At 69.8% G+C, this 20,207-nt stretch carries 22 protein-coding genes; 11 read left to right on the top strand and 11 right to left on the bottom strand.

Features of this window, described 5'->3' with window-relative positions; all coding sequences use genetic code 11:
• Positions 1-71 precede the first annotated feature (71 nt).
• The gene (locus WA675_RS13025; protein ID WP_336084501.1) at positions 72-1,271 is read right to left on the bottom strand and encodes an FAD-dependent oxidoreductase; all 1,200 of its coding nucleotides are present in this window, start codon (positions 1,269-1,271) and stop codon (positions 72-74) included.
• Entirely contained in the window at positions 1,271-1,918 is a 648-nt protein-coding gene (locus WA675_RS13020) for a TetR/AcrR family transcriptional regulator (protein ID WP_336084500.1), read from the bottom strand. Before WA675_RS13020 ends, WA675_RS13025 begins: the two co-directional genes overlap by 1 nt.
• 192 nt (positions 1,919-2,110) lie before the next feature.
• Here WA675_RS13020 and WA675_RS13015 point away from each other — a divergent pair, with 192 nt between their 5' ends.
• Positions 2,111-2,899 carry a mechanosensitive ion channel family protein gene (locus tag WA675_RS13015; RefSeq protein ID WP_336084499.1) on the top strand — a complete coding sequence of 263 codons (789 nt, stop codon included), beginning with the start codon at positions 2,111-2,113 and terminating at the stop codon, positions 2,897-2,899.
• Between the two features lie 53 nt (positions 2,900-2,952).
• On the opposite strand, the gene WA675_RS13010 is transcribed toward WA675_RS13015, so the two are convergent.
• Genes WA675_RS13010 through WA675_RS13000 form a run of 3 tightly spaced genes read right to left on the bottom strand, consistent with a single transcriptional unit; the run spans position 2,953 to position 4,025 of the window.
• Positions 2,953-3,282 (bottom strand): DUF6401 family natural product biosynthesis protein, encoded by a 330-nt coding sequence (locus tag WA675_RS13010; RefSeq protein ID WP_336084498.1) that lies wholly within the window; start codon positions 3,280-3,282, stop codon positions 2,953-2,955.
• A 60-nt stretch (positions 3,283-3,342) separates the two neighbouring features.
• A complete protein-coding gene (locus tag WA675_RS13005) occupies positions 3,343-3,762 on the bottom strand; it encodes a DNA-binding protein (RefSeq protein ID WP_336084497.1) in 420 nt (139 codons plus the stop codon).
• Complete coding sequence (locus tag WA675_RS13000) at positions 3,759-4,025, bottom strand: hypothetical protein (RefSeq protein WP_336084496.1); 267 nt, start codon at positions 4,023-4,025, stop codon at positions 3,759-3,761. The genes WA675_RS13005 and WA675_RS13000 overlap by 4 nt, the downstream gene beginning before the upstream one ends.
• Positions 4,026-4,160: 135 nt before the next feature.
• Between WA675_RS13000 and WA675_RS12995 the strand changes: the two genes are divergently transcribed.
• Positions 4,161-4,463, top strand: coding sequence for a nucleotidyltransferase family protein (locus WA675_RS12995; protein ID WP_336084495.1), 303 nt, complete (start codon positions 4,161-4,163; stop codon positions 4,461-4,463).
• Between the two features lie 651 nt (positions 4,464-5,114).
• On the opposite strand, the gene WA675_RS12990 is transcribed toward WA675_RS12995, so the two are convergent.
• Entirely contained in the window at positions 5,115-6,494 is a 1,380-nt protein-coding gene (locus WA675_RS12990) for a cystathionine beta-synthase (protein ID WP_336084494.1), read from the bottom strand.
• Positions 6,495-6,618: 124 nt separating this feature from the next.
• Here WA675_RS12990 and WA675_RS12985 point away from each other — a divergent pair, with 124 nt between their 5' ends.
• Positions 6,619-7,479, top strand: a complete 861-nt coding sequence (locus WA675_RS12985; protein WP_336084493.1) for an SGNH/GDSL hydrolase family protein — start codon at positions 6,619-6,621, stop codon at positions 7,477-7,479.
• A 58-nt stretch (positions 7,480-7,537) separates the two neighbouring features.
• The gene (locus WA675_RS12980; RefSeq protein WP_336084492.1) at positions 7,538-8,758 is read left to right on the top strand and encodes an acetyl-CoA C-acetyltransferase; all 1,221 of its coding nucleotides are present in this window, start codon (positions 7,538-7,540) and stop codon (positions 8,756-8,758) included.
• 56 nt (positions 8,759-8,814) lie between these two features.
• Here the strand turns inward: WA675_RS12980 and WA675_RS12975 are convergent, their stop codons facing one another.
• Both WA675_RS12975 and WA675_RS12970 read right to left on the bottom strand, forming a co-directional pair.
• Positions 8,815-9,687 (bottom strand): Bax inhibitor-1/YccA family protein, encoded by an 873-nt coding sequence (locus WA675_RS12975; protein WP_336084491.1) that lies wholly within the window; start codon positions 9,685-9,687, stop codon positions 8,815-8,817.
• A gap of 150 nt (positions 9,688-9,837) precedes the next feature.
• Positions 9,838-10,986 carry a class I SAM-dependent methyltransferase gene (locus tag WA675_RS12970; protein ID WP_336084490.1) on the bottom strand — a complete coding sequence of 383 codons (1,149 nt, stop codon included), beginning with the start codon at positions 10,984-10,986 and terminating at the stop codon, positions 9,838-9,840.
• Between the two features lie 401 nt (positions 10,987-11,387).
• On the opposite strand from WA675_RS12970, the gene WA675_RS12965 reads away from it, so the two are divergent.
• The 7 genes from WA675_RS12965 (at position 11,388) to WA675_RS12935 (ending at position 16,380) form a co-directional block, all read left to right on the top strand.
• The gene (locus tag WA675_RS12965) at positions 11,388-11,966 is read left to right on the top strand and encodes an AMIN-like domain-containing (lipo)protein (RefSeq protein ID WP_336084489.1); all 579 of its coding nucleotides are present in this window, start codon (positions 11,388-11,390) and stop codon (positions 11,964-11,966) included.
• Positions 11,967-12,028: 62 nt separating this feature from the next.
• Complete coding sequence (locus WA675_RS12960) at positions 12,029-12,436, top strand: DUF6153 family protein (protein WP_336084488.1); 408 nt, start codon at positions 12,029-12,031, stop codon at positions 12,434-12,436.
• Positions 12,437-12,501: 65 nt separating this feature from the next.
• The gene (locus tag WA675_RS12955; protein ID WP_336084487.1) at positions 12,502-13,110 is read left to right on the top strand and encodes a DUF305 domain-containing protein; all 609 of its coding nucleotides are present in this window, start codon (positions 12,502-12,504) and stop codon (positions 13,108-13,110) included.
• Between the two features lie 136 nt (positions 13,111-13,246).
• Entirely contained in the window at positions 13,247-13,786 is a 540-nt protein-coding gene (locus WA675_RS12950; RefSeq protein WP_336084486.1) for a hypothetical protein, read from the top strand.
• 64 nt (positions 13,787-13,850) lie between these two features.
• Positions 13,851-15,158 carry a serine hydrolase domain-containing protein gene (locus WA675_RS12945; RefSeq protein WP_336084485.1) on the top strand — a complete coding sequence of 436 codons (1,308 nt, stop codon included), beginning with the start codon at positions 13,851-13,853 and terminating at the stop codon, positions 15,156-15,158.
• Between the two features lie 95 nt (positions 15,159-15,253).
• Positions 15,254-15,991: a GntR family transcriptional regulator gene (locus tag WA675_RS12940; protein ID WP_336084484.1), complete on the top strand. Its 738-nt coding sequence runs from the start codon at positions 15,254-15,256 to the stop codon at positions 15,989-15,991.
• A gap of 86 nt (positions 15,992-16,077) precedes the next feature.
• Entirely contained in the window at positions 16,078-16,380 is a 303-nt protein-coding gene (locus WA675_RS12935) for a hypothetical protein (RefSeq protein ID WP_336084483.1), read from the top strand.
• A 38-nt stretch (positions 16,381-16,418) separates the two neighbouring features.
• Here the strand turns inward: WA675_RS12935 and WA675_RS12930 are convergent, their stop codons facing one another.
• Genes WA675_RS12930 through WA675_RS12920 form a run of 3 tightly spaced genes read right to left on the bottom strand, consistent with a single transcriptional unit; the run spans position 16,419 to position 20,172 of the window.
• Positions 16,419-18,014 carry a GMC oxidoreductase gene (locus WA675_RS12930; RefSeq protein ID WP_336084482.1) on the bottom strand — a complete coding sequence of 532 codons (1,596 nt, stop codon included), beginning with the start codon at positions 18,012-18,014 and terminating at the stop codon, positions 16,419-16,421.
• A 35-nt stretch (positions 18,015-18,049) separates the two neighbouring features.
• On the bottom strand, positions 18,050-18,646 hold the full coding sequence (locus WA675_RS12925) for a DUF305 domain-containing protein (RefSeq protein WP_336084481.1): 597 nt from the start codon (positions 18,644-18,646) through the stop codon (positions 18,050-18,052).
• Positions 18,643-20,172, bottom strand: coding sequence for an LVIVD repeat-containing protein (locus WA675_RS12920; RefSeq protein ID WP_336084480.1), 1,530 nt, complete (start codon positions 20,170-20,172; stop codon positions 18,643-18,645). Before WA675_RS12920 ends, WA675_RS12925 begins: the two co-directional genes overlap by 4 nt.
• Positions 20,173-20,207: the final 35 nt, after the last annotated feature.

Raw genomic sequence — 20,207 nt, 5'->3', positions numbered from 1 at the left:
ACGCTCAGTACCCCCTCCGGAGGCACTGAGCACCCTCGGCCCGGCTTACCTGGTCGGCAGGCTACGCGCGATCATCGGCCGCTTGCCTCCCCGTCGGGCACCGCGGTGCGGGCACCGGATGCCCGCCGCGCGTCCGTCACCGCCGACGCGGCGGCCGCCAGCGCGCTGTTGATCGAGATCTCGCCGCGCATCCCCGGCGCGGCGACCATGTCACCGGCCAGGTAGACGCCGTCGCCCCGGTCGACGGCCGGGCGGTCGCGCCAGGTGGTGCCGGGCAGATCGAGGGCACCGGTGCGGTTCTTGGCGGTGGCGGTGCGCTGGAAGGTAGTGCGGGAGCGCCAGTCCGGGAGCACGGCGTCGGCGAAGAGTTCCAGTCGCTGGTGGGCGCTGTCGCGAGATTCGCCGTCGCGCACCGGCATCTGGAGCTGGAACAGCGATTCCCCTGCCGGGGCGATGGTGTCGTCCTGGGCGGTGTAGCACTCCGAGAAACCGGCTTCGTCCAAGTCGAAGACCACGAACCGGTCGCGGCGGTCCTTGCGCACCCCGATATCGAGCAGCGCGGCGAAACCACCGGTGCCGCGCAGACTCTCGTCCCCGAGCAGACGCCGCGCCGAATCCAGCTCGGTGGCCACGATGACCGGACCGCCGGTGGGCAGGGTGTCCACCCGGGCGCCGGTCTCGACGACCACGCCGAGTTCGTCCGCCCGCGCGATCATCCGGTCCACCACCTGCTGCCAGCCACCACGCACCCAGCGCACGCCCGGCACCGTGATACCCAGCGCGCGCTGGAACAGATCCCACACGAACGCCGCCGACAGCCGTCCGGTGTCGGCGTCGTAGGTGACCACGCTGATCGCGTTGGCGACCTGGGTGGCCGCCAGCTCACCCCACCGCTCGGTGGCCCAGGTGTGGAAATCGACGTCGACCGGCGCCTGCAACCACTTGCGCGATTGCGCGCGCAGCATGCCCACCGACGGCAGCCGCCGGATCCGCCCATCGATCCGGAAGCCGACCTTCGCGGCGTCGGTGGGACCGGGCCAGCCGAGCCCGGCGACGAAGCCGCGCTTCTTCAACCACGTGTAGTGCGGCCCGTCGGCGTAGAACACGTGCGCGCCCTCGTGCGCCACGTGCGGCGGCGGGGTCGCGCGACCGCGCCCGCCCAGGGTCTGATGTGCCTCGAAAAGCTTGACCGGCACGCCGGTTTCGGCGGCGGCGATCGCCGCCGTCAGCCCGGCCAGTCCGCCCCCGATGACGGTGATGTGCGTGTTCATCAGCTGTCCTCTCCCTCGGTGCCCGCCCGGTCGAGCCGGGCGGCGATCAGTTCCGCGGTGGCCCGCAGATAGCGTTCGGTGTCGACATCGGCCGGATGCCCACCGTCGAAGATGTCGCCCATCATCCAGAGATGGGCCAGCGCGCCGACCAGCACGGCGGCAGCGGCTTCCCAATCCTGTTCGCGGGCAGCGGGTCCGGCCATCTCGACCAGGCCGCGGGTGACCGCCGCCATCACCACCGCGTACTCCTGCTCGCGGAAGACCTCGAGCAGCGGTGCGGGAATCGAGTTGTCCCGCAGCAGAATCCGGGTCACGTCGCGGTCGTGGTCGAGGCGGTCCAGGCCGATCCGGCAGAGCGCGAGCAGCATGCCGACGGTGTCGCCGGGCGGAGCGAACGCCGAGAGCGCCTCGGCCAGCGAGAACTCCGGTGACAGGAACAGATCCCACTCGGCCCGGTCGCGCAGGCGCTCGTCCACCGCCCGCACCAGCAGCTCGTCCTTGGACTTGAAGTGCCGGTACAGCGCGCCGGAGCCACCGGAGAGTCCGGCCGCCTGCTCGATCTGGGCGACCGAGGTCTTGGCGAAACCCTGTTCGCCGAACAGCCGCAGAGCTTCGGCCATGATCCGCTCCCGCGTCGTGGGCGCCACGTCACCTCCGTTGTAAGTAACTGCTTACTTACTGTGACTCGAGCCCGCCGGATGCGCAAGACCCCCGCTCTGACCGGAGCCGAGGCAACGGTATAGCCACGCATTGATTCAGCATCGCTATCACGGGTAGATACTCGAACAGGCGCTTCGGCAAATCGGCCGCGGCGGCCGGGAAGAGCGAAAGGAAGTGCTGTGGATACCTCCGTCGTTGCGATCGATTTCCAGCAGGGCTTGACTGACGCGTGGAGTTCGGTCGCGCAATTCGTTCCCAAGGCGGCAGCCTTCGTCGCCATCCTGATCGTCGGCTGGATCATCGCGAAAATCGTGGCGAGAATCGTCGACGCGGTGCTCGAGCGGGTCGGCTTCGATCGGCTCGTCGAACGCGGGCAGATCCGGAATATGATGTCCCGCAGCAAATACGACGCCTCCGATATCATCGCGAAGATCGCCTATTACGCGATTCTGCTGATCGCGTTGCAGATCGGCTTCGGGGTGTTCGGGCCGAATCCGGTCAGTGATCTGCTCACCAGCATCGTGGCCTGGCTGCCCAAGGCCGCGGTGGCGATCGTGATCGTGGTGATCGCGGCGGCCATCGCGCACGCGGTCAGCGACATGATCACCAATGTGCTCGGCGGGCTGTCCTACGGGCCGATGCTGGGCCGGATCGCCGCGGTGTTCATCTGGGGCATCGGCATCATCGCCGCGCTCAACCAGATCGGCGTCGCCACCACGGTGACCACCCCCATCCTGATCGCGGTGCTGGCCACCCTCGGCGGCATCCTGGTCGTCGGCGTGGGCGGTGGCCTGGTGCGGCCGATGGAGCAGCGCTGGAACCGGGTGCTCGGCGGCCTGGAGTCGGAGATGCCCGCCATGAAGGGCCACGCCGAGGCCTACCAGCGTGGCAAGGAGGACGCCACCCGGGCGGGCGAACGGGTCAGCACCACCCAGGAATGGGTCGAGACCCGCGAGACGAATATCTGACCGACTAACGCGATCGGCGCCCCGTCACCGCGACGGGGCGCCGTTTCGCCGTGTCAGAGCCCGGCGTACAAACAGACCGCGGCGACCCGCAACGACAGCCAGTCCGCCTCGCGCCACTCCAGCGGCGGGAAAACCGGATACTCGGTGTGCTCGATCAGCCCCCGCACATACCCGGCGAGCAGGATCGTCACCGGAATCCGCCCGGAATCCTCGACCCCGATATCCAGAATGTCGCGCACCGCCGCCGCATGCTGATCCAGCTCCGCCGAGAGCGCGGGCACCTCCACCGCCGCCGCGACCGCGGGCACCCCGAATTCGCTATTCAACTGCTGCAGATGGCGTCGAGCCGAGAATTCGAGCAACGCGGGACCGGGCGAGAACATTACTGAATGGTATCAATCCCATAGCAACCCGATGACCCCCAGTGGCGAACATCTCGCCCCTCACACGCCCTGGACGACCACCCGCACGTCGACCAACCGGGCGAGATCATCGACATCGGACGTGTACACCGTGACCTCCCCCGGCTGGGCGTTGGCCACCACCGCGAGGACCGCGTCGATCGCATACTTGTGCCCGTGCAGGCCCGCCGACGCCAGCAATCGCCGAGCCGCGCGCGCCTGCTCCTTGCCCAGGTCGGCGACCACCAGCCGGGACAGGACCCAATCCCATCGGTGCTCCGACGTCCGGCCGTCGTGCGCCTCGACCACCGTCATCGGCGATGTCATCACCACAGCGTCGAGTTCGGCGGCCACCGCGATCCGGGCGATCATCGCGCGATCACCGCGCACCGCCTTCGACAGGGCCTCCGAGTCGAGGACGTGCACCCTCGGTACCGCGGTCTGCGGCCGCTTCCTGCTCACGCCGAACGTCGCTGCGCGGGCTTGCGTCGCGCATGTTCGGCATCCACGGCCGCGAGTTCGGCCAGCGCCGCTGCCCGCTCGTCGTCGGTGACCGGCCCGTGTTCGTCCTGTAGCCACTGCGCCAGTTCGAGCAACCGATCCCGCTCCAGCTTGGCCCGCAAGGCCTCGGCGATATAGGCGGACAGTCCGCGCTCACTCGCCTCCGCGCGGATCTCGTCGAGCAGATCCTCGGGGACCGTGACGGTGAGCTTCCTGGTGGCCATACAACCAACCATACTCGCCGTATTACAGGAACGATATCGGTACGGATATGCTTGCCACGGAGTCGGCGCGCTGCACGACTACTGTTCGATCGGTTCGCCCCTTCAAGCAGCCCGCGAACTTGGCATGATGGACGTGTGACGCGCGATGAGCTGCTTCAACGCCTTCCCGCAATCGAGGCGCTGTGCACCGAGTACGGCGTCTCGGAGCTGACCTTGTTCGGGTCGGTAGCCCGAGGCGAGGCCACGCAGACCAGCGACGTCGACCTGCTGTATGTGCGTGGCCCTGACGCAGTCCGCGGCCTCGCCTTCTTCAGGTTCGTCGAAGAACTCGAAAAGCTGCTGGGCACCCACGTCGACCTGGTGCCGAAACAAGGCCTGAACAGACTGATCCGCGATGACGTCCTGGCAGATGCCGAGGTCCTGTATGCCGCCGCGTGAGCGACGCGCCGACGCCCTCTACCTGGCCGACATCGTGATCGCGGCTCGTGATTCGCTGGATCGAAGCCCGCGCGTAGAGATCGCGCTCGGCCGCGCGGTGTTCAAGCGACGCACAGCACTCGGCATGTCGCAGACCGAACTGGCGCCGAGCGCAGACGACCCAGCCCGCCGTGTCCCGGCTGGAGGCCGGTGGAGGGGGCGTGCCGACACTCGCCGTTCTCGACCGCCTCGGGCGCGCGCTGGGCGTGCGGTTCTCCCTCACCGTCGGTGCCGATTCGGACACCGCCGACGAGATCCTCGGACTCACTGCCTGATGTCGACTCGAGACTCCAAGTTGACGTCTGGCCTCACGAGGGTGTTCATCGGGGTGGCTGGAACTCCCACTGCACCGTGCGCATGAACTGATGGACGTATCCGCAGTACACGCATATCGCCCCCACTGCCGTCCTGTTCAGCCAGTCCCAACCCAGGAAAGTCATGCCAGGCGTGTTCATGCTGATATCGCGTCGCTCGAATCGATCCGCACCACACACCACACAGCGCAGGATGATGTGACCGGCGACCAGCACACGGCCACCAGGGACTTTGTTCATATGATCTCGCCCCCGAAATAGACTCCAACGGATCTCAGCGTTCGGTGGCCGCTCGGGTTCAGTGGCCGGTGCTGAGGAAGCCAAGGAGGTCGTGGCGGGTGATGACGCCGACCGGCTTGCCGTCTTCGACGACCATGAGGGCGTCGGTGTCGGAGAGGGCCTTGGTGGCGGTGGAGATGGGTTCGCCGGAGCCGATGAGGGGGAAAGAGGGGCTCATGTGCTGGGCGACGGAGTCGGTGAGGTGGGCGCGGCCTTCGAAGACGGCGGAGAGCAGGTCGCGTTCGGTGACGCTGCCCGCGACCTCACCGGCCATGACCGGGGGTTCGGCGCCGACCACGGGCATCTGGGAGACGCCGTATTCGCGCAGGATCTCGATGGCGTCGCGCAGGGTTTCGGAGGGGTGGGTGTGCACCAGGTCGGGCAGTTCGCCGGACTTGCCGCGCAGCACGTCGCCGACCAGCGGTTCGGGGCCGGTCTCGAGGGGGGTGCGCAGGAAGCCGTAGGAGCTCATCCACTTGTCGTTGAAGATCTTCGACAGGTAGCCGCGGCCACCGTCGGGCAGCAGCACCACGACGACGGCGTCGGGGTCGCGCCGGGCCACCTCGATGGCGGCGACCACGGCCATCCCGCAGGAACCACCGACCAGCAGGCCCTCCTCGCGGGCCAGGCGGCGGGTCATCTCGAAGGAGTCGGCGTCGGAGACGGCGATGATCTCGTCGGGGATGGACGGGTCATAGGCCGAGGGCCAGAAGTCCTCGCCGACGCCCTCGACCAGGTACGGACGGCCGGTGCCGCCGGAGTAGACCGAACCCTCCGGGTCGGCGCCGATGATCTTCACCTTGCCGCCGGAGACCTCCTTGAGGTAGCGGCCGGTGCCGGTGATGGTGCCGCCGGTGCCGACACCGGCGACGAAGTGGGTCACCTTGCCGTCGGTGTCGCGCCAGATCTCCGGACCGGTGGTCTCGTAGTGGCTGTCGGGGCCGCCGGGGTTGGCGTACTGATTGGGCTTCCAGGCGCCGTCGATCTCGCGGACCAGGCGATCGGAGACGTTGTAGTAGCTGTCCGGGTGCTCCGGCGGCACGGCGGTCGGGCAGACCACCACCTCGGCGCCGTAGGCCCGCAGGACATTGCGCTTGTCCTCGCTGACCTTGTCCGGGCAGACGAACACGCACTTGTAGCCACGCTGCTGGGCCACCAGCGCCAGCCCGACACCGGTGTTGCCCGAGGTCGGCTCGACGATCGTGCCACCCGGCTTCAGCAGGCCCTCTTCCTCGGCGGCGTCGATCATCTTGACCGCGATGCGGTCCTTGGAGCTGCCGCCCGGATTGAGGTATTCGATCTTGGCGGCCACCAGCCCCGCGTTGGGCCCGACCACCGAGTTCAGCCGAACCAGGGGGGTGTTGCCGATGAGGTCGACGACGTGATCCGCGATGCGCATACGCCCCATCGTTCCAGAACCCCGGCGCGGGGGCGCGACCTGGTCCGATCGAGTGATCCGGAGCACCGGCGCGCCCCGGCCGCGTGGGCTTGTCCCGGCGCGGATCACCTGATTTCGTTAGGGCATGAGAGTCGGACTGCGCACGGCTGTCGTCACCGGCGCGACCACCGTGCTCGCCGGGTCCGGTGCGGGCACCATCTCCTGGGCCGCCTATCGGTTGCTGATGACGCAGGCCGGTGCCGCGCGGGCGGTGATCGGCCGCGACACCTCCAAGCCGCCGGAGGCCGACGGCGTCTACGCCCCTGGCGCGCCGCGACCCGAACCGTGGCGCACCGGCGTGCCCAGTGACCTGCACCTGATGATCTTCGGCGATTCCACCGCCGCCGGGCTGGGCTGTCTGAGCGCGGCCGACGTGCCGGGGGTGCGGCTGGCGCGCGGGCTGGCCGAGGCGAGCGGGCTGCGGATCCGGTTGAGCACCAAGGCCATCTCGGGTGCCACCTCCAAGGGCCTGGCCGGGCAGGTCGACGCGATGTTCGTCGCCGGGCCGCCGCCGGACGCGGCGGTCATCCTGGTTGGCGCCAACGACATCACCAAGAAGCACTCCATCCGCGCTTCGGCGCGCAGGCTGGCCAGCGCGGTGGCGCGGCTGCGCGCGGCCGACGCGCTGGTGATCGTGGGCACCTGCCCGAATCTGGGCACCGTCACCGCGATCCAGCAGCCGCTGCGCACGGTGGTCGCGAACTGGAGCGTGCGCCTGGCCAAGGCGCAGACGGTGGCGACCACCCTCGCCGACGGGGTCGCGGTGCCGATGGGCTCGCCGCTGGTCGCCTCGGAGTTCCGGGCCCAGCCCGAGATCCTGTTCGCGACCGACGGATTCCATCCCTCCGCGGCGGGCTACGAACTCGCCGCCGCGCAACTGCTTCCGGTCCTGGTCGCGGCGGTACGCGACCGCCCTGGTCTTCCGGTCGCGCACAGCGAGACGTAGATTCGGAATGGACCGGTTAGTACACAGCCGTTCGCCAGCCATGTGAAAAGGAGTCCTCATGCCCGAGGCCGTTATCGTCTCCACCGCCCGCTCCCCGATCGGCCGTGCCGTCAAGGGATCCCTGGCGAGTATGCGTCCGGACGACCTGACCGCGCAGATGGTCCAGGCCGCGCTGGCCAAGGTGCCCGCGCTGGATCCGACGCAGATCGACGACATCATCCTGGGCACCGGCTCGCCCGCCGGTGAGGGTGGCTTCAACCAGGGCCGCATCGTCGCGGTGAAGCTGGGCCTGGACGTGGTGCCCGGCACCACCGTGCACCGCTACTGTGCCTCCTCGCTGCAGTCCACCCGGATGGCCTTCCACGCCATCAAGGCGGGCGAGGGTGACGTGTTCATCTCCGCCGGTGTCGAGACCGTCTCGCGCTACGCGCGCGGCTCGGCCGACAGCTCGCCCGACACCAAGAACCCCGAGTTCGCCGAGGCCGAGGCCCGCACTGCCAAGACCGCCGAGGGCGGCGCGGGCGCGTGGCACGACCCGCGTCAGGACGGCCTGCTGCCCGACGCCTACATCGCGATGGGCCAGACCGCCGAGAACGTCGCCTCGCTGACCGGCATCTCCCGCGAGGACCAGGACCGCTGGGGCGTGCGCTCGCAGAACCGCGCGGAGGAGGCCATCAAGGCCGGTTTCTTCGAGCGCGAGATCAGCCCGGTCACCCTGGCCGACGGCACCGTGGTGAGCAAGGACGACGGCCCGCGCGCCGGTGTCACCTACGAGGCGGTCAGCCAGCTCAAGCCGGTGTTCCGTCCCGACGGCACCGTCACCGCCGGTAACTGCTGCCCGCTCAACGACGGTGCGGCCGCGCTGGTCATCATGAGCGACACCAAGGCCAAGGAGCTGGGCCTGACCCCGCTGGCCCGCATCGTCTCCACCGGTGTGTCCGGCCTGTCGCCGGAGATCATGGGCCTCGGCCCGGTCGAGGCCGTGAAGAAGGCGCTGGCCTTCGCGGGCAAGTCGGTCTCCGACATCGACCTGTTCGAGATCAACGAGGCCTTCGCCGTGCAGGTGCTCGGCTCGGCGCGTGAGCTGAAGATCGACGAGGACAAGCTCAATGTCTCCGGTGGCGCGATCGCGCTGGGTCACCCGTTCGGTATGACCGGTGCCCGCATCACCACCACCCTGCTGAACAACCTGCAGACCTACGACAAGCAGTTCGGCGTGGAGACCATGTGCGTCGGCGGCGGCCAGGGCATGGCGCTGGTCATCGAGCGCCTCAGCTGAGGTAGACCCGAAAAAGCGGCCCACCTCATCGAGGTGGGCCACTTTTCGTTGCCGTATCAGTCGCGCTGGAAGTAGCTCAGCAGGCGCAGGATCTCGATGTAGAGCCAGACCAGGGTGACGGTCAGGCCGAGGGCGACACCCCAGGCGGCCTTCTCCGGCGCCTGGGCGCGGATCAGCTGATCGGCGGCGTCGAAGTCCAGCAGGAAGCTGAACGCGGCGATGGCGATGCAGACCAGGCTGAAGATGATCGCCAGCGCGCCACCGTCGCGCAGGCCGAAGCCGCCGTCGGTGAAGAAGCTCGCGATCAGGTTGCCGACCATCAGCACCAGCACACCGACCATGGCGCCGAGCAGCATGCGGGTGAAGCGCGGGGTGACCCGGATGGCGCCGGTCTTGTAGACCACGAGCATGCCGAAGAACACGCCGAAGGTACCGAGTACCGCCTGGCCGATCAGGGCGCTACCGCCTACGCCGCCGAAGGTCACGTCGGTGAACATCAGCGAGAGGGCACCGAGGAACAGGCCCTCGAACGCCGCGTAGGACAGCACGATGGCCGGGTTGTCCATCTTGCGGCCGAAGGTCGCCACCATGACCAGCACGAAGCCGATCAGGCCGCCACCGATGACGAACAGCGGGGCCAGCGAGGGGTTGGCCGAGGACAGCGCGAACGAGATGATCGCCGTGACGGTCAGCACCGCGAGGGTGATGCCGGTCTTGGTGACCACGTCGTCGATGGTCATCGTGCGGGTGGCGGGGGCCTGCTGGAACTGCTGGCCGTACTGCTGCCCGTATTCGCCGTACTGCTGCTGTCCGTACTGCTGGTTGCCGAACTGGCCTGCGCCGGCTACGCCCGAACCGAAGTTCGCGTAACCGCCGACACCCTCCTGGCGGGGTAAGTTCTTGAACACCGGATTCGATGAGGTACGCACCGTGCGCCTTTCTTGGAGTTTTACGAGTCGCTGTACAGCTCCAACTGCCCTGTTCAACGTGTCGCGATCGGACAAAGTTCCCAGCGGCGCGATTCGTGATCGCGCCACCGCCCGTTCGGACAAATCGGACTCTACCGCGTCGGCGCCGCCCTATCGTTGTACGTCGCGCAGACCACGCACAGACCGCGTCACCGTGAATTTCTGGTTCCGGCCGATCACATCGGTGCGCCCGACCATCCGCTCGACCACGCCGCGATAGTTCAGGTGCGAGTTGTACACCGTCCACAGCTCCCCGCCGGGGCGCAGCACCCGCCCGGTCTCGGCGAACATCTTGATCGCCGAGCCGGTGTGCACGGCGGCGCCCACATGGAACGGCGGATTGCACAGCACCAGGTCGGCGCTGTTGTCGGCGGCCGAGGACATCGCGTCGTCGCGCACCACGGTCACTCGGTCGGCCACGCCATTGGCGGCGGCGGTGGCCCGGGCCGAGGCGACGGCGGCCGCGGACTGATCGGTGCCGACCACCCGGATGTGCGGGCGCGTCTTGGCCAGCGCGACCGCGAGGATGCCGGTGCCGCAGCCCAGGTCGATGGCCTCGCGCGCGTCGGGCTTCATCCGATCCAGGTGCTCGAGCAGGAAGCGGGTCCCGATGTCCAGGCGCGCGCCGGAGAAGGCGGCGCCGTGGGCCACCACGTCACCGTCGATCTCGATGATGTGCTCGCGCACCGGGAACCGGCTCGGCCCGGCCGGGCGCGGCTCGCCGACCACCAGCACCCGCGACTTCTGCCGCCCGCGCCCGGCCCGCACCGTGCCGAAGAACTCACCGAGCACGCCGTTCATGGCCGGAGTCAGGTACTTGTCGCGCCCGCCCGCGAAGACCACCACGTCCTCGGCGGCGTAGCGGGCGATGGCCTCGGCGATCTCGGCCAGGCCGGGCAGCATCCGCGGCAGCCGCAGCAGGACCACGCGCGCGCCCGTGAGCAGCTCGGCGTCCAGGCCGTACGCGGTGTAGCGGTCGGTGAGGCCGAGCGTCTTGGCATTGCCCGCCAGGGCCGCCTCGCCGGTGAGCAGGTCCTGGTGCACGCGCAGGCCGGTGAGATCGTGGCGGGTGGCCGCGCCGAGGGTGAGCGCGCCGTAGGCGTCGCCGATCACCGCAACCTCGCCGCTACCCGCCGCCGCCAGGGCCTGCTCGGCGGTATCGAGGAGCAGGCGGTCGGCGGCGTCGACGGCATAGAGGTTCGGCGCCTCCACGTCGGGAAACCGGCGCAACCGGGTGAATACGTCCTCGACTCTGTCCACCCGACAAGTGTGCTAGATCGTTGCCCCACCGTCACATCCGGCCCTGAAATCGGCCGGTGGGCTTGCTCACAGTGCGGGCGGAGGATGTAATTCGATGAGCACGAACGGGTTCCATCGATTTGCGACGTCCTTGCGGATGGATGCGGATTGCCGAATGTCACGAATCCTGTTGTTCGGCAATGGTTCGGCCGCCGTTCACGATGACACGTCGACGATCCGGACCGGCATTCGGCGAGGTCAGCCGACGGACCGGCCGCGCACGGCCACCCGCCACCCGCCACCACGACCCGCCCCACGCGAGTTCCGCCCCGCCCGGCCGCGCCCAGCAAACTCACCGTAGACCCGGACACACCCCGCCGTCCTCCCCCCACCGGACGGCCCGGCGTGCTTACCATCGGCCCATGCGCAAGGTCGGAGTGTTCGTGCTGGTCGCCGGGATCGCGGCGGCCCTGACCGGTTGCGACACCGAGGACGCCCCCGCCGCGACCCCCGCGGCCACGAGCACCACCAGCACCTTCGTGGAGCGCTCTGGCGAAGTGCCCACCGACAGCACACCCAAGTCCGGCCAGGCCTCCCCCGGCGCCGCGCTGACCGTCACCGATATCCGCGTCGCCGCCGAACAGGGCTTCGACCGGGTGATCTACACCCTCGGTGGCACCGGGACCCCCGGCTGGCAGGTCGCCTACACCGACAGCGCGGTCCAGGACGGCAGCGGGCGACCGGTCGCGGTGACCGGCGAGTCGATCCTCGAGGTCCGCATCCTGGGCTCGGCCTACCCGTTCGACTCGGTGGTGCCGCCGTACGCGGGCCCCGACCCGGTGACCGATCCCGCCGCGCCCGCCGTCACCGGGGTGTACAAGTCGCTGGTCTACGAGGGCGTCACCCAATCGTTCATCGGCCTGGACACGGGGGCCGTGCCGTTCGCGGTGACCGCGCTGGCCGACCCGCCGCGGGTGGTCGTCGATATCGCCACCCGGTAGTCCTACCCCTACCGTGTCGGGGTATTTCCGCACCGTCGACGGCCCTGGTTAGACTGACTGCCGTGAACGAGCGGCGGTCGCACTCGCGGGCTCCTGGCATCGCCAGGGCCCTCGCCGTGCTGGTGCTGCTGGCCGGGATCGTCGCCATGCACTCGGCGGTCTTCGCGACCGCGCACGCCGAGCATCCGACCCCCGCCCACCACAGCGCCGAGGCCGTCACCGACACCGCGCCCACCCCGCCCGCCGACACCGATTGCGGCGCGGGCGGCTGCACCGAGCACGCCGGGATCCACGGCTGCGTCTTCGTGCTCGTCGCGCTCGCGGCGGCACTCACCCTGACGCTGCTCTACCGGCTCGGCGACGGCGCCGCGACCGTGCGTACCGCGCTGCTGATCTGGCGCGGCAGGCGCGAGCGACCACCGCCGTGGACCGTGCTCTCCCTCTCCCAACTGGCGATTCTGCGGATCTGACAGGTCGGCCGCACTCGCGGCCCCCACCTGCCACGACACCACACCGAATCCCCAGGAGGATCCCCATGTCCGTTTTCCGTACCCGCACCCTGGTCCTCGCCGCCACCGCGGCCGCCGCCGCACTGGTCGCCACCGCCTGTGGCGACGACATCGGCGGCAGCACCCCCAGCACGGTCGCGCCGACCACCACCAGCTCGGCCACAGCAGGCGCGCGCACCGATTTCAACGACGCCGATGTCACCTTCCTGCAGATGATGTACCCGCATCACGCGCAGGCCGTCGAGATGGCGCAGCTGGTGCCCAGCCGCACCCAGAACCCGGAGCTGCTGGCACTGGCCACCCAGGTGGAACAGGCCCAGGCCCCGGAGATGGCGCAGATCACCACGCTGCTCACGGCCTTCGGCGAACCGGCGCCGAGCGCGGGCGGCCACGGCGGCCACGACATGCCCGGCATGATGACCGACGCGCAGATGAGCGCGCTCGAGGCCGCCCGCGACGCCGAGTTCGACCGGCAGTGGCTGGAGATGATGATCGACCACCACGAGGGCGCGGTCGACATGGCCAAGACCGAACTCGAGGCGGGCGTGAACCCGGAGTCGCGCCAGCTGGCGACGGCCATCGTGGCTGATCAGGAAGCCGAGATCGCCACCATGCGCGGCATGCTCGGCCAGTGACCCGCCGACGCGGCGCCGGGGCGCGACACCCCGGCGCCGCGTCTCGGTTGCTCATCGAAATGACCCCCGCGCGCTGACGCCACCCGGGTACAGCCAGTACGGTCGAGAGGCACATCCTTGAGGGAGGAGAAGGACCATGCGAGTACTGGAACGAGTGGGCCTCGGCACCGCGCTCGCCGCGACGGCCACCGGCGTCATCCTGATCGGCGCCTGCTCCCAGCAGGTGCCCGGCAACCCGGAGGCGAACGTCACCGAGCTCGCCCAGTACACCTCCGAGGTCGCGGCCTCCTCGGCGGCGGCGTCCTCGTCGAAGGCGGCCCGGATCGAAGCGGCCAACGACACCGCCTGCGACGGCCTGCGCGCGGCCAACAAGAGTTCGGTCACCTCCTTCAACGCCTATATCGACGCCAGCAACAACCGGGCACCCGATACCGACAGCAAGGCCAACGAGGCCGTGACCACCCTGCGCAACAACGCCAAGGACCTCGACCGCAAGATCACCCCCGACGTGATCGCGGAACTGTCGGTGCCGCTGGGCGCCTACCGCGATCAGACCAACACCCTGGCCGACACCCTCGACCGCCGCGCCCCCACCGACGAGCTCAATACGGTGATCGACGCCTTCAACGCGTCCAAGGACGAGGCCATCGAGGTCTGCCAGCCGTACGGCAGCTGATCGCCCGTAACACGAACGTGACCGTTCGCGATAGTGGGGCGTGTACCGCTATCTGAAACATGTTGTGGCGGCAGCGGTTACCACGCTGACGCTCACCTCGGGCGTCCTGCTGCCGATGACCGCCCAGGCCGACCCGGGCGCCGTCGCGCAGTGCGAGGTCAGTTCCGGGCGCACCCCGCAGACGGCCACCGCCGCCGAAGCGGGGCTGGACCCCGACGGTCTCGCCCGGGCGATGGACCTGGCGATCGATCCCACCCGCTTCAATATCCAGCTCTACCGCAACAACTGCCTGATCGCGGGCAGCCCCACCAACCCCGAATCCGGTGGCGTCGCCTGGAATCTGTGGAGCGGCACCAAGAGCGTGGTCGCACTGGTGGCCGGGCTGGCCGTCGACGCGGGCCTGCTGAACATCGACGAGCCGATCGGCACCTACCTGCCCGCCGGTCTCGGTGACGACGCGCACCGCGCGATCACCGTGCGCAATCTGCTCACCGAGTCCTCCGGGATGGAGGTGGCGGTGGCCGCCGAGGGCGCGACCGGGCTGGCCCAGCTCGACCCCAATGTCGTCGCTCAGGCGCTGGCTATGCCGATCGAACGCCCGCAGGGCACCATGTTCCGCTACAGCCAGCGGGCGGTGGACCTGCTGGTCTACGTCATCCAGCAGGCCGTCGGCGAGGACTTCCAGGCCTTCGCCCAGCGCGGACTCTTCGACCCGCTGGGCATTCCGCGCACGGACTACTACTGGGCCCGCGACCGCGCCGGGAACACCTACGGCCACGCGCATCTGGTGCTGCCGCCCGACGATTTCGCCAAACTCGGTCTGCTGGTGGGCAATCGGGGCAGCTGGAACGACCGGCAGGTGATCTCCGCGGACTACATGCGCCAGGCGCTGTCCCCCTCGGCGAGTATGCCCTGCTACGGCTTCCTGTTCGTCATCAACGGCGAACCGTGCCGCCTGGAGTTCCCCGGACTGCCGCTGGACGCGGTGAAGATGTCGGGCATGCTGCGCAACGACAGCTACATCGTGCCCAGCCTCGGCCTGATGCTGAACTGGACCGGCGTGGCCACCCCCGGCTCGTCCTCGACCTACACCCACGATGTGATGCGCGCGCTGGTGACCTCCTTCCGCGACCCGGTGCTGCCGGATCCGGGTGAGTACCGGCCGCGCCCGGATGTGAGCGTCACCGATCCGATGATCGCGCGCCCGGACGCCTTCTTCGGCACCCTGGGCGTGGGCCCGTACGCCTATCCGGGCTGCAATTTCCTGGACTGCCTGGGCGAGACCCCGAAGGCCCCGTTCGCCGACGCGCCGCCGGGATGCCTCATCCTGGGATGTATCGGTACCGATCCGCGCACGCCCGGCATCCGCTGACGGCCCTGGGCCCGCGGCCCCTGGTCGCGTAGTCTGGACCGACCGGACATGACCAGTCGGGACCGGTATGCCGACCAGGGGAAGGAGCCGCCCCCATGCCCGCACCGCTGCGCGACAGCGCGGTGCCCAAGCACGAGCAACTGCGCGCGATCCTGCTGCAGAAATGCACGCGGGAACTCCAGCCGGGCGATCTGATGACCAGCGAGCGCAATCTCATGCAGGACTACGGCGTCAGCCGGATCACGGTGCGTGAGGCGATCGGTCAGCTGGTCAACGAGGGCTATCTGGTGCGGGTGCGCGGCAAGGGCACCTTCGTGGCCCACCGGCCGGTGCAGTCACGGCTGCATCTGGCCTCGTTCACCGAGGAGATGCGCGCGCTCGGGCACCACCCGACCACACTGGTGCTCGTCGCCGAGGAGGACATCGCCCCCGAGGCCACCGCCCGCGCGCTGCGCCTGCCGCAGGGCGCGCGCGCCTATCACGTGCGCAGGTTGCGCCTGGCCGACGAGGACCCGGTCAGCGTGGACGACGCCTGGTTCAATCCCGAACTCGTGCCCGGCCTGATCGCGCACGACCTGACCGGCTCGATCTACCGCACCACCGCCGAGCGCTACGGCAGGCCGATCGAGCGCGCGGTGCAGACTGTCGACGCCCAGGCCGCCGAATCCGGGGTCGCGGAGCTGCTCGGTGTCAAGAAGGGTTCCCCGGTGCTGCATTTCGACCGGGTGTCGTTCAGCGCGGAGGTGCCGATCGAGCACACGCACAGCTGGTACCGGTCGGATCGCTATCGGGTGCAGATGGAAGTGGGGCAGCGCGCGGCCGCGACGACCTAGTCCGACCAGGTCGATTTGGTGTGAAATCCACATATTTCAGTTACCGTCTGGGTGCTATCACAGCGAAGTGCTCGGAGGTATCACCCGTGTCCGTATCCACATCCCTCACCCGCGCGGGCCTGCTGGCCACGCTCGCCGCGGCCACCGTGCTCGCCACCGGCGGCACCGCCAGCGCCATCGGCGGCGCCGACTGGGACCTGCTGCCCTCCGGCTCGGTCGAACTCGGCCCGCCCACCGGCAGCGCGGGCTCCGTCGACGCCGACCTGGGCAGCGGCACCGGCTCCTTCGACGCCGATCTCGGTTCGGGCGCGCCCGCCCCCGGCACCGGGTCCGGCACCGGCTCCGGCCTGCTGCCCTGGTTCCTGCCGATCCCCGGCTCGGCGGGCTGACCGACTCCGGCGCGCCGCTCCCGGCGCGCCGGACCGGCTCAGATGATCGTGCCCACGTCGGTGCGGACCAGATTGTCCAGTGCCCGCTCGGCGACCGCGGCGATGGTCATCGACGGATTACACGCCGCGGTATTGCCCGGCATGAGCGCCCCGTCGAGCACATAGAGCCCCCGCTGCCCGAGCACGCGCCCGTCCAGATCGCACACCGTGCCCATATTCGCCCCACCCAGCGGATGCCAGGTGGACGGGAAGGCGAGATTGGTGTCGAGCAGCGTGGCGCCCGGCCCGGCGATCCGGCGCACCGCCGGGGCGATGTAGCCGTCCTGGATGACCCGGTCACCGTCACCGGGCCAGCGCAGCGTCGCGGTATCGGCGCCCGCGTCGTAGACGAACTCGCCGCGCCCGTCGCTGACGCCGTACCCGACCAGCATGGTCGAGCCCGCGTCCAGCGACAGCGGCGGAATCGAGGCCTGGATGACGGTGAACGCGTGCCGCGGGTCGTCCCAGTTCTTGCTCCCGTAGACCACCGGACCGCCCTGTGCCGCACCGAATCCGGCGGCCGGGTCGTGCCAGACGTAGATCCGGTCGGCATTGGTGCCCCACCCGCGGCCGAGGTCGTCGGGCAGGTCGGTGATCTGTCCCTTGGCCGCCGCGCGCACCAGCAGCCGGGTGGTGTTGAGACTGCCCGCGGCCAGCACCAGCGTGCCGGTGGTGATGATCTTGGTTTCCTGGACGGCGCCGGTGAGGTCGACCCGATCGACGTGCACCACCCAGCGGCCGTCGGCGGCCCGCGCGACCTCGGTGACCTCGTGCAGGGTCTGCACCTCGACCAGTCCGGTCGCCTCGGCGGCGGCCACGTAGGTGACGTCGACGGAGTGCTTGCCGCCGTTGTTCACCCCCATCGCGCCGTCGCCGTTGGTATAGGACGGCGCCATCTCCCCGCGCAGCTCGGCCAGCGCGTAGTTCCAGTCGATGGGCATGGGGATCTTCGCCAGCGGGTAGCCCTCGGCGCGCACCCGGTCCGCGAAAATCCGTGCGGCGGCGTAGTTCTCGGTCTCGATCAGCTCATCGGGCGCGGTGGCCAGACCGAGCATGCGCGCGACGCGCGGGTAGTGCACTCGGTCCATCAGGTCCCAGTCCAGCTCGGCCGGGAAGTGCGCGTCGAACACCTCGCGGGTGGGTTGCAGCGACATCCCCTGATAGATCAGCGAGCCGCCGCCCAGCCCGGCCGCGCACAGCGCGGTCATGCCCTGGCCCGGAACCGCTTCCACCAGACCGGTATACGGCTCGAACAGCATCGGCCGCCCGAACAGCATGGGATCGGACCGGTGCCAGAGAATGCGCTTGTCCGGCTGGGTGGCGTGCGGGAAGGTCTGCGCGTTCGGGCCGGTGGCCCAGCGCTTTCCGCGTTCGAGCAGCAGCACCGGCACCCCGGCCTGGGCCAGCCGCAGCGCGGTGACACCGCCGCCGAAGCCGGAGCCGACCACCACCACGCGGCGGTCCTCGCGGGTGAGCGGAATGCCGCCGGTGCGCGCGGCGATGCCGGGCCGGGCCCCGGCGCGGGGAGCGGCGGCCAGGCCGAGGCCCAGCGCGGCGGCGCCGGTCAGCAGTGACCGGCGGGTGAATGTCGACATGGCACAACAACCTTCATCGGTGAGGGGGTCTTCGATCAGCTCGCGCGCTGGGCGAGCAGCATTCCGAGCAGTCCGGCCTCGCGGCCCTGGCCGGTGAGCATGTCGCGGGCGGCCCGCTTCACCTCGCCGTCGACCAGCAGATCGTCCGCGGCGGTGGCCATGCGCAGCCCGCCGTAGTGGTGGCGCTGCATGAGGCGAAGGAACAGCACCTCGGCCTCGGCACCGCGCGCCGCGGACAGTTCGTCGAGTTCGGCGGTGCTCGCCATCCCCGCGTCGTCGTGCGTGGGCCCGTGGTGGGCGCGCGGCATCCAGGACATGGGTTCGGCATTCGTCACCGGCGCACCGGCCAACCGCAGCCAGCCCAGCAGCATGCCCAGCTCGGTGCGCTGGGCATCGGCGATCTGCCCGGCCAGCGCCAGCACGCCAGGTCCGGCGCCGGGGTCGAGCCGCTGGACCAGCACCAGGGCCTGGCTGTGGTGGGCCACCATGTCCTGGACGAAGCCGATCTCGGTGGCGGTGAGCACCGGGGCTGGCTCGTTCGACGACACCAGCGGCCGCAAAGCGGCACCCATCGTGAGCAGCAGCACCGCCAGCGCGGCCTGCGCCAGCAGCCGGAACGCGCGCGGCGTCATGATCCGGTGGTCGATCGTTGATCGGCCGGTGGCGTGTACACCGCGGGCGCGAGTTCCATGGCGAGGAAACCGTTGTCGGCGCAGGCCGTCCACAGCTGGTTGCCGCGCCATTCCGGCGGCGCGAAACACCAATCGGTGGACAGGTCACCGAAGGCCAGGGTGCCGGTGCGGGAACTGAGCGCCTGGGCGGGATCGAACTGCCCGCTCAGCATCGCCTGGGCCAGTGTCGGCGCCGCGAGCAGTGGCGGGCCGATGATCGAGGCCAGCGCGTGCGGGGAGTTCCACAGCTCGGTGTTCTGGCCCGTCCGCGCGGGTGGGTTGAAGTAGGCGATCTCGTGGATGTCCGCGGGGTCGCGCACGTCGAAGACCCGGATGCCCGAGGAGGTCCAGCTGCACGCGAGCGCGGTGGGGTCGGCCGGGCGGTCGGCGGCGCAGTAGTGCGCGTCGTAGGCGAACAGCGAGCCGCCCGAGGCCGAGGCGACCATGCTGTCCTGGTGCTCGGGCTGGTTGATCGCGAGCTTGATCGAGCGCACCAGCCGCGGCTGACGATCATCGGCGACGTCGATGAGCTTCACCCCACCCGATCCGGCCTCGTCGACGGCGAACACGTGCGGCACGCCGCCGTAGCTGACCGGCACGGCGTGCTGGGTGGCCCAGCCGTCCGTCCACGGCATGTCGGCGAGTTCGTGCACCTGCGGTGATCCGTCCCGGCGCTGCACCGCGCTCACGTCGAGGATCTTCAGCCCGCCCATATTGTTGGCCAGATACATCCGGTTGCCGTCCGGCGCGAAACCGAAACCGTGCATGGACAATCCGGGAATGCCCTGCCAGATCACCCTGGGCTGCGCGGGATCGGTGAGATCCACCGCGCTGAGCAGCCCGGGCGCGACCCCCGAACTCCAGTAGGTGTTCCCGTCCGGCGAGAAGCCGCCCTCGTGCGCGGTGATGGGCAGTGGCAGCGCCAGATCCGAACCGGGGCCCGGGTTGAGCAGGCGCGGGTGCGCGCAGTCGGATACGTCGTAGACCGACAGGAGTCCCGCGCCGGTCAGCGCCGGAACACCCGTGCCCACCAGCAGTTTCCGGGCCGCGTTCACCTTGAGGCTCTCCCAGGTGCCCGCGAGCATGGCCGGTTCGGTGAGGGTCGCGGTGTGCACCGGCGCGGCCGGATCACTGACATCGATCACACGCACCCCCTGGTCCGGACCGAGCAGGTTGCCGGGGAAGAAGGTGCCGATATAGGCGCAGTGGTCGAAGGTCACCGAGGTGATGCCGCCGCCGCGGCCGGGCGAGGAGCCGAGCAGCCGGATATTGCAGTGGTAGCCGTCGCGGCTGCGGCCGCTGTCGCGGTCGGCGGCGGGGACGTCGCCCTGGAGGCCGGGTTCGGGCAGCGAGCCGGGCAGGCAGTCGGCGGTGCCCTGGCGGGGTGGGGCCGCGGCGGTCGGCACGACGGCGGCGAGCGGGATCGTCAGCAGGGCCGCGGCGAGCACGCCCCAGCGGCGGACGGTGCGGAGGTACGAGGAAGTCATGGAGTCGTCCTGTGGATGCGCGGTGCCGGACGCGG

Source organism: Nocardia sp. SSK8, from assembly GCF_037034205.1.
Classification (GTDB): Bacteria; Actinomycetota; Actinomycetes; order Mycobacteriales; family Mycobacteriaceae; genus Nocardia.
This window is presented reverse-complemented; position numbering and strand designations above follow the sequence as displayed.

What these genes read in the sequence shown, in the direction of transcription:
- WA675_RS12965 (WP_336084489.1), top strand. Translation starts at nt 11,388, where the DNA reads ATGCGCAAGGTCGGAGTGTTCGTGCTGGTCGCCGGGATCGCGGCGGCC.
- WA675_RS12940 (WP_336084484.1), top strand. Translation starts at nt 15,254, where the DNA reads ATGCCCGCACCGCTGCGCGACAGCGCGGTGCCCAAGCACGAGCAACTG.
- WA675_RS13025 (WP_336084501.1), bottom strand. Translation starts at nt 1,271, where the DNA reads ATGAACACGCACATCACCGTCATCGGGGGCGGACTGGCCGGGCTGACG.
- WA675_RS13000 (WP_336084496.1), bottom strand. Translation starts at nt 4,025, where the DNA reads ATGGCCACCAGGAAGCTCACCGTCACGGTCCCCGAGGATCTGCTCGAC.
- WA675_RS12920 (WP_336084480.1), bottom strand. Translation starts at nt 20,172, where the DNA reads ATGACTTCCTCGTACCTCCGCACCGTCCGCCGCTGGGGCGTGCTCGCC.
- WA675_RS12955 (WP_336084487.1), top strand. Translation starts at nt 12,502, where the DNA reads ATGTCCGTTTTCCGTACCCGCACCCTGGTCCTCGCCGCCACCGCGGCC.
- WA675_RS12950 (WP_336084486.1), top strand. Translation starts at nt 13,247, where the DNA reads ATGCGAGTACTGGAACGAGTGGGCCTCGGCACCGCGCTCGCCGCGACG.
- WA675_RS12990 (WP_336084494.1), bottom strand. Translation starts at nt 6,494, where the DNA reads ATGCGCATCGCGGATCACGTCGTCGACCTCATCGGCAACACCCCCCTG.
- WA675_RS12980 (WP_336084492.1), top strand. Translation starts at nt 7,538, where the DNA reads ATGCCCGAGGCCGTTATCGTCTCCACCGCCCGCTCCCCGATCGGCCGT.
- WA675_RS13010 (WP_336084498.1), bottom strand. Translation starts at nt 3,282, where the DNA reads ATGTTCTCGCCCGGTCCCGCGTTGCTCGAATTCTCGGCTCGACGCCAT.
- WA675_RS12925 (WP_336084481.1), bottom strand. Translation starts at nt 18,646, where the DNA reads ATGACGCCGCGCGCGTTCCGGCTGCTGGCGCAGGCCGCGCTGGCGGTG.
- WA675_RS12930 (WP_336084482.1), bottom strand. Translation starts at nt 18,014, where the DNA reads ATGTCGACATTCACCCGCCGGTCACTGCTGACCGGCGCCGCCGCGCTG.
- WA675_RS12985 (WP_336084493.1), top strand. Translation starts at nt 6,619, where the DNA reads ATGAGAGTCGGACTGCGCACGGCTGTCGTCACCGGCGCGACCACCGTG.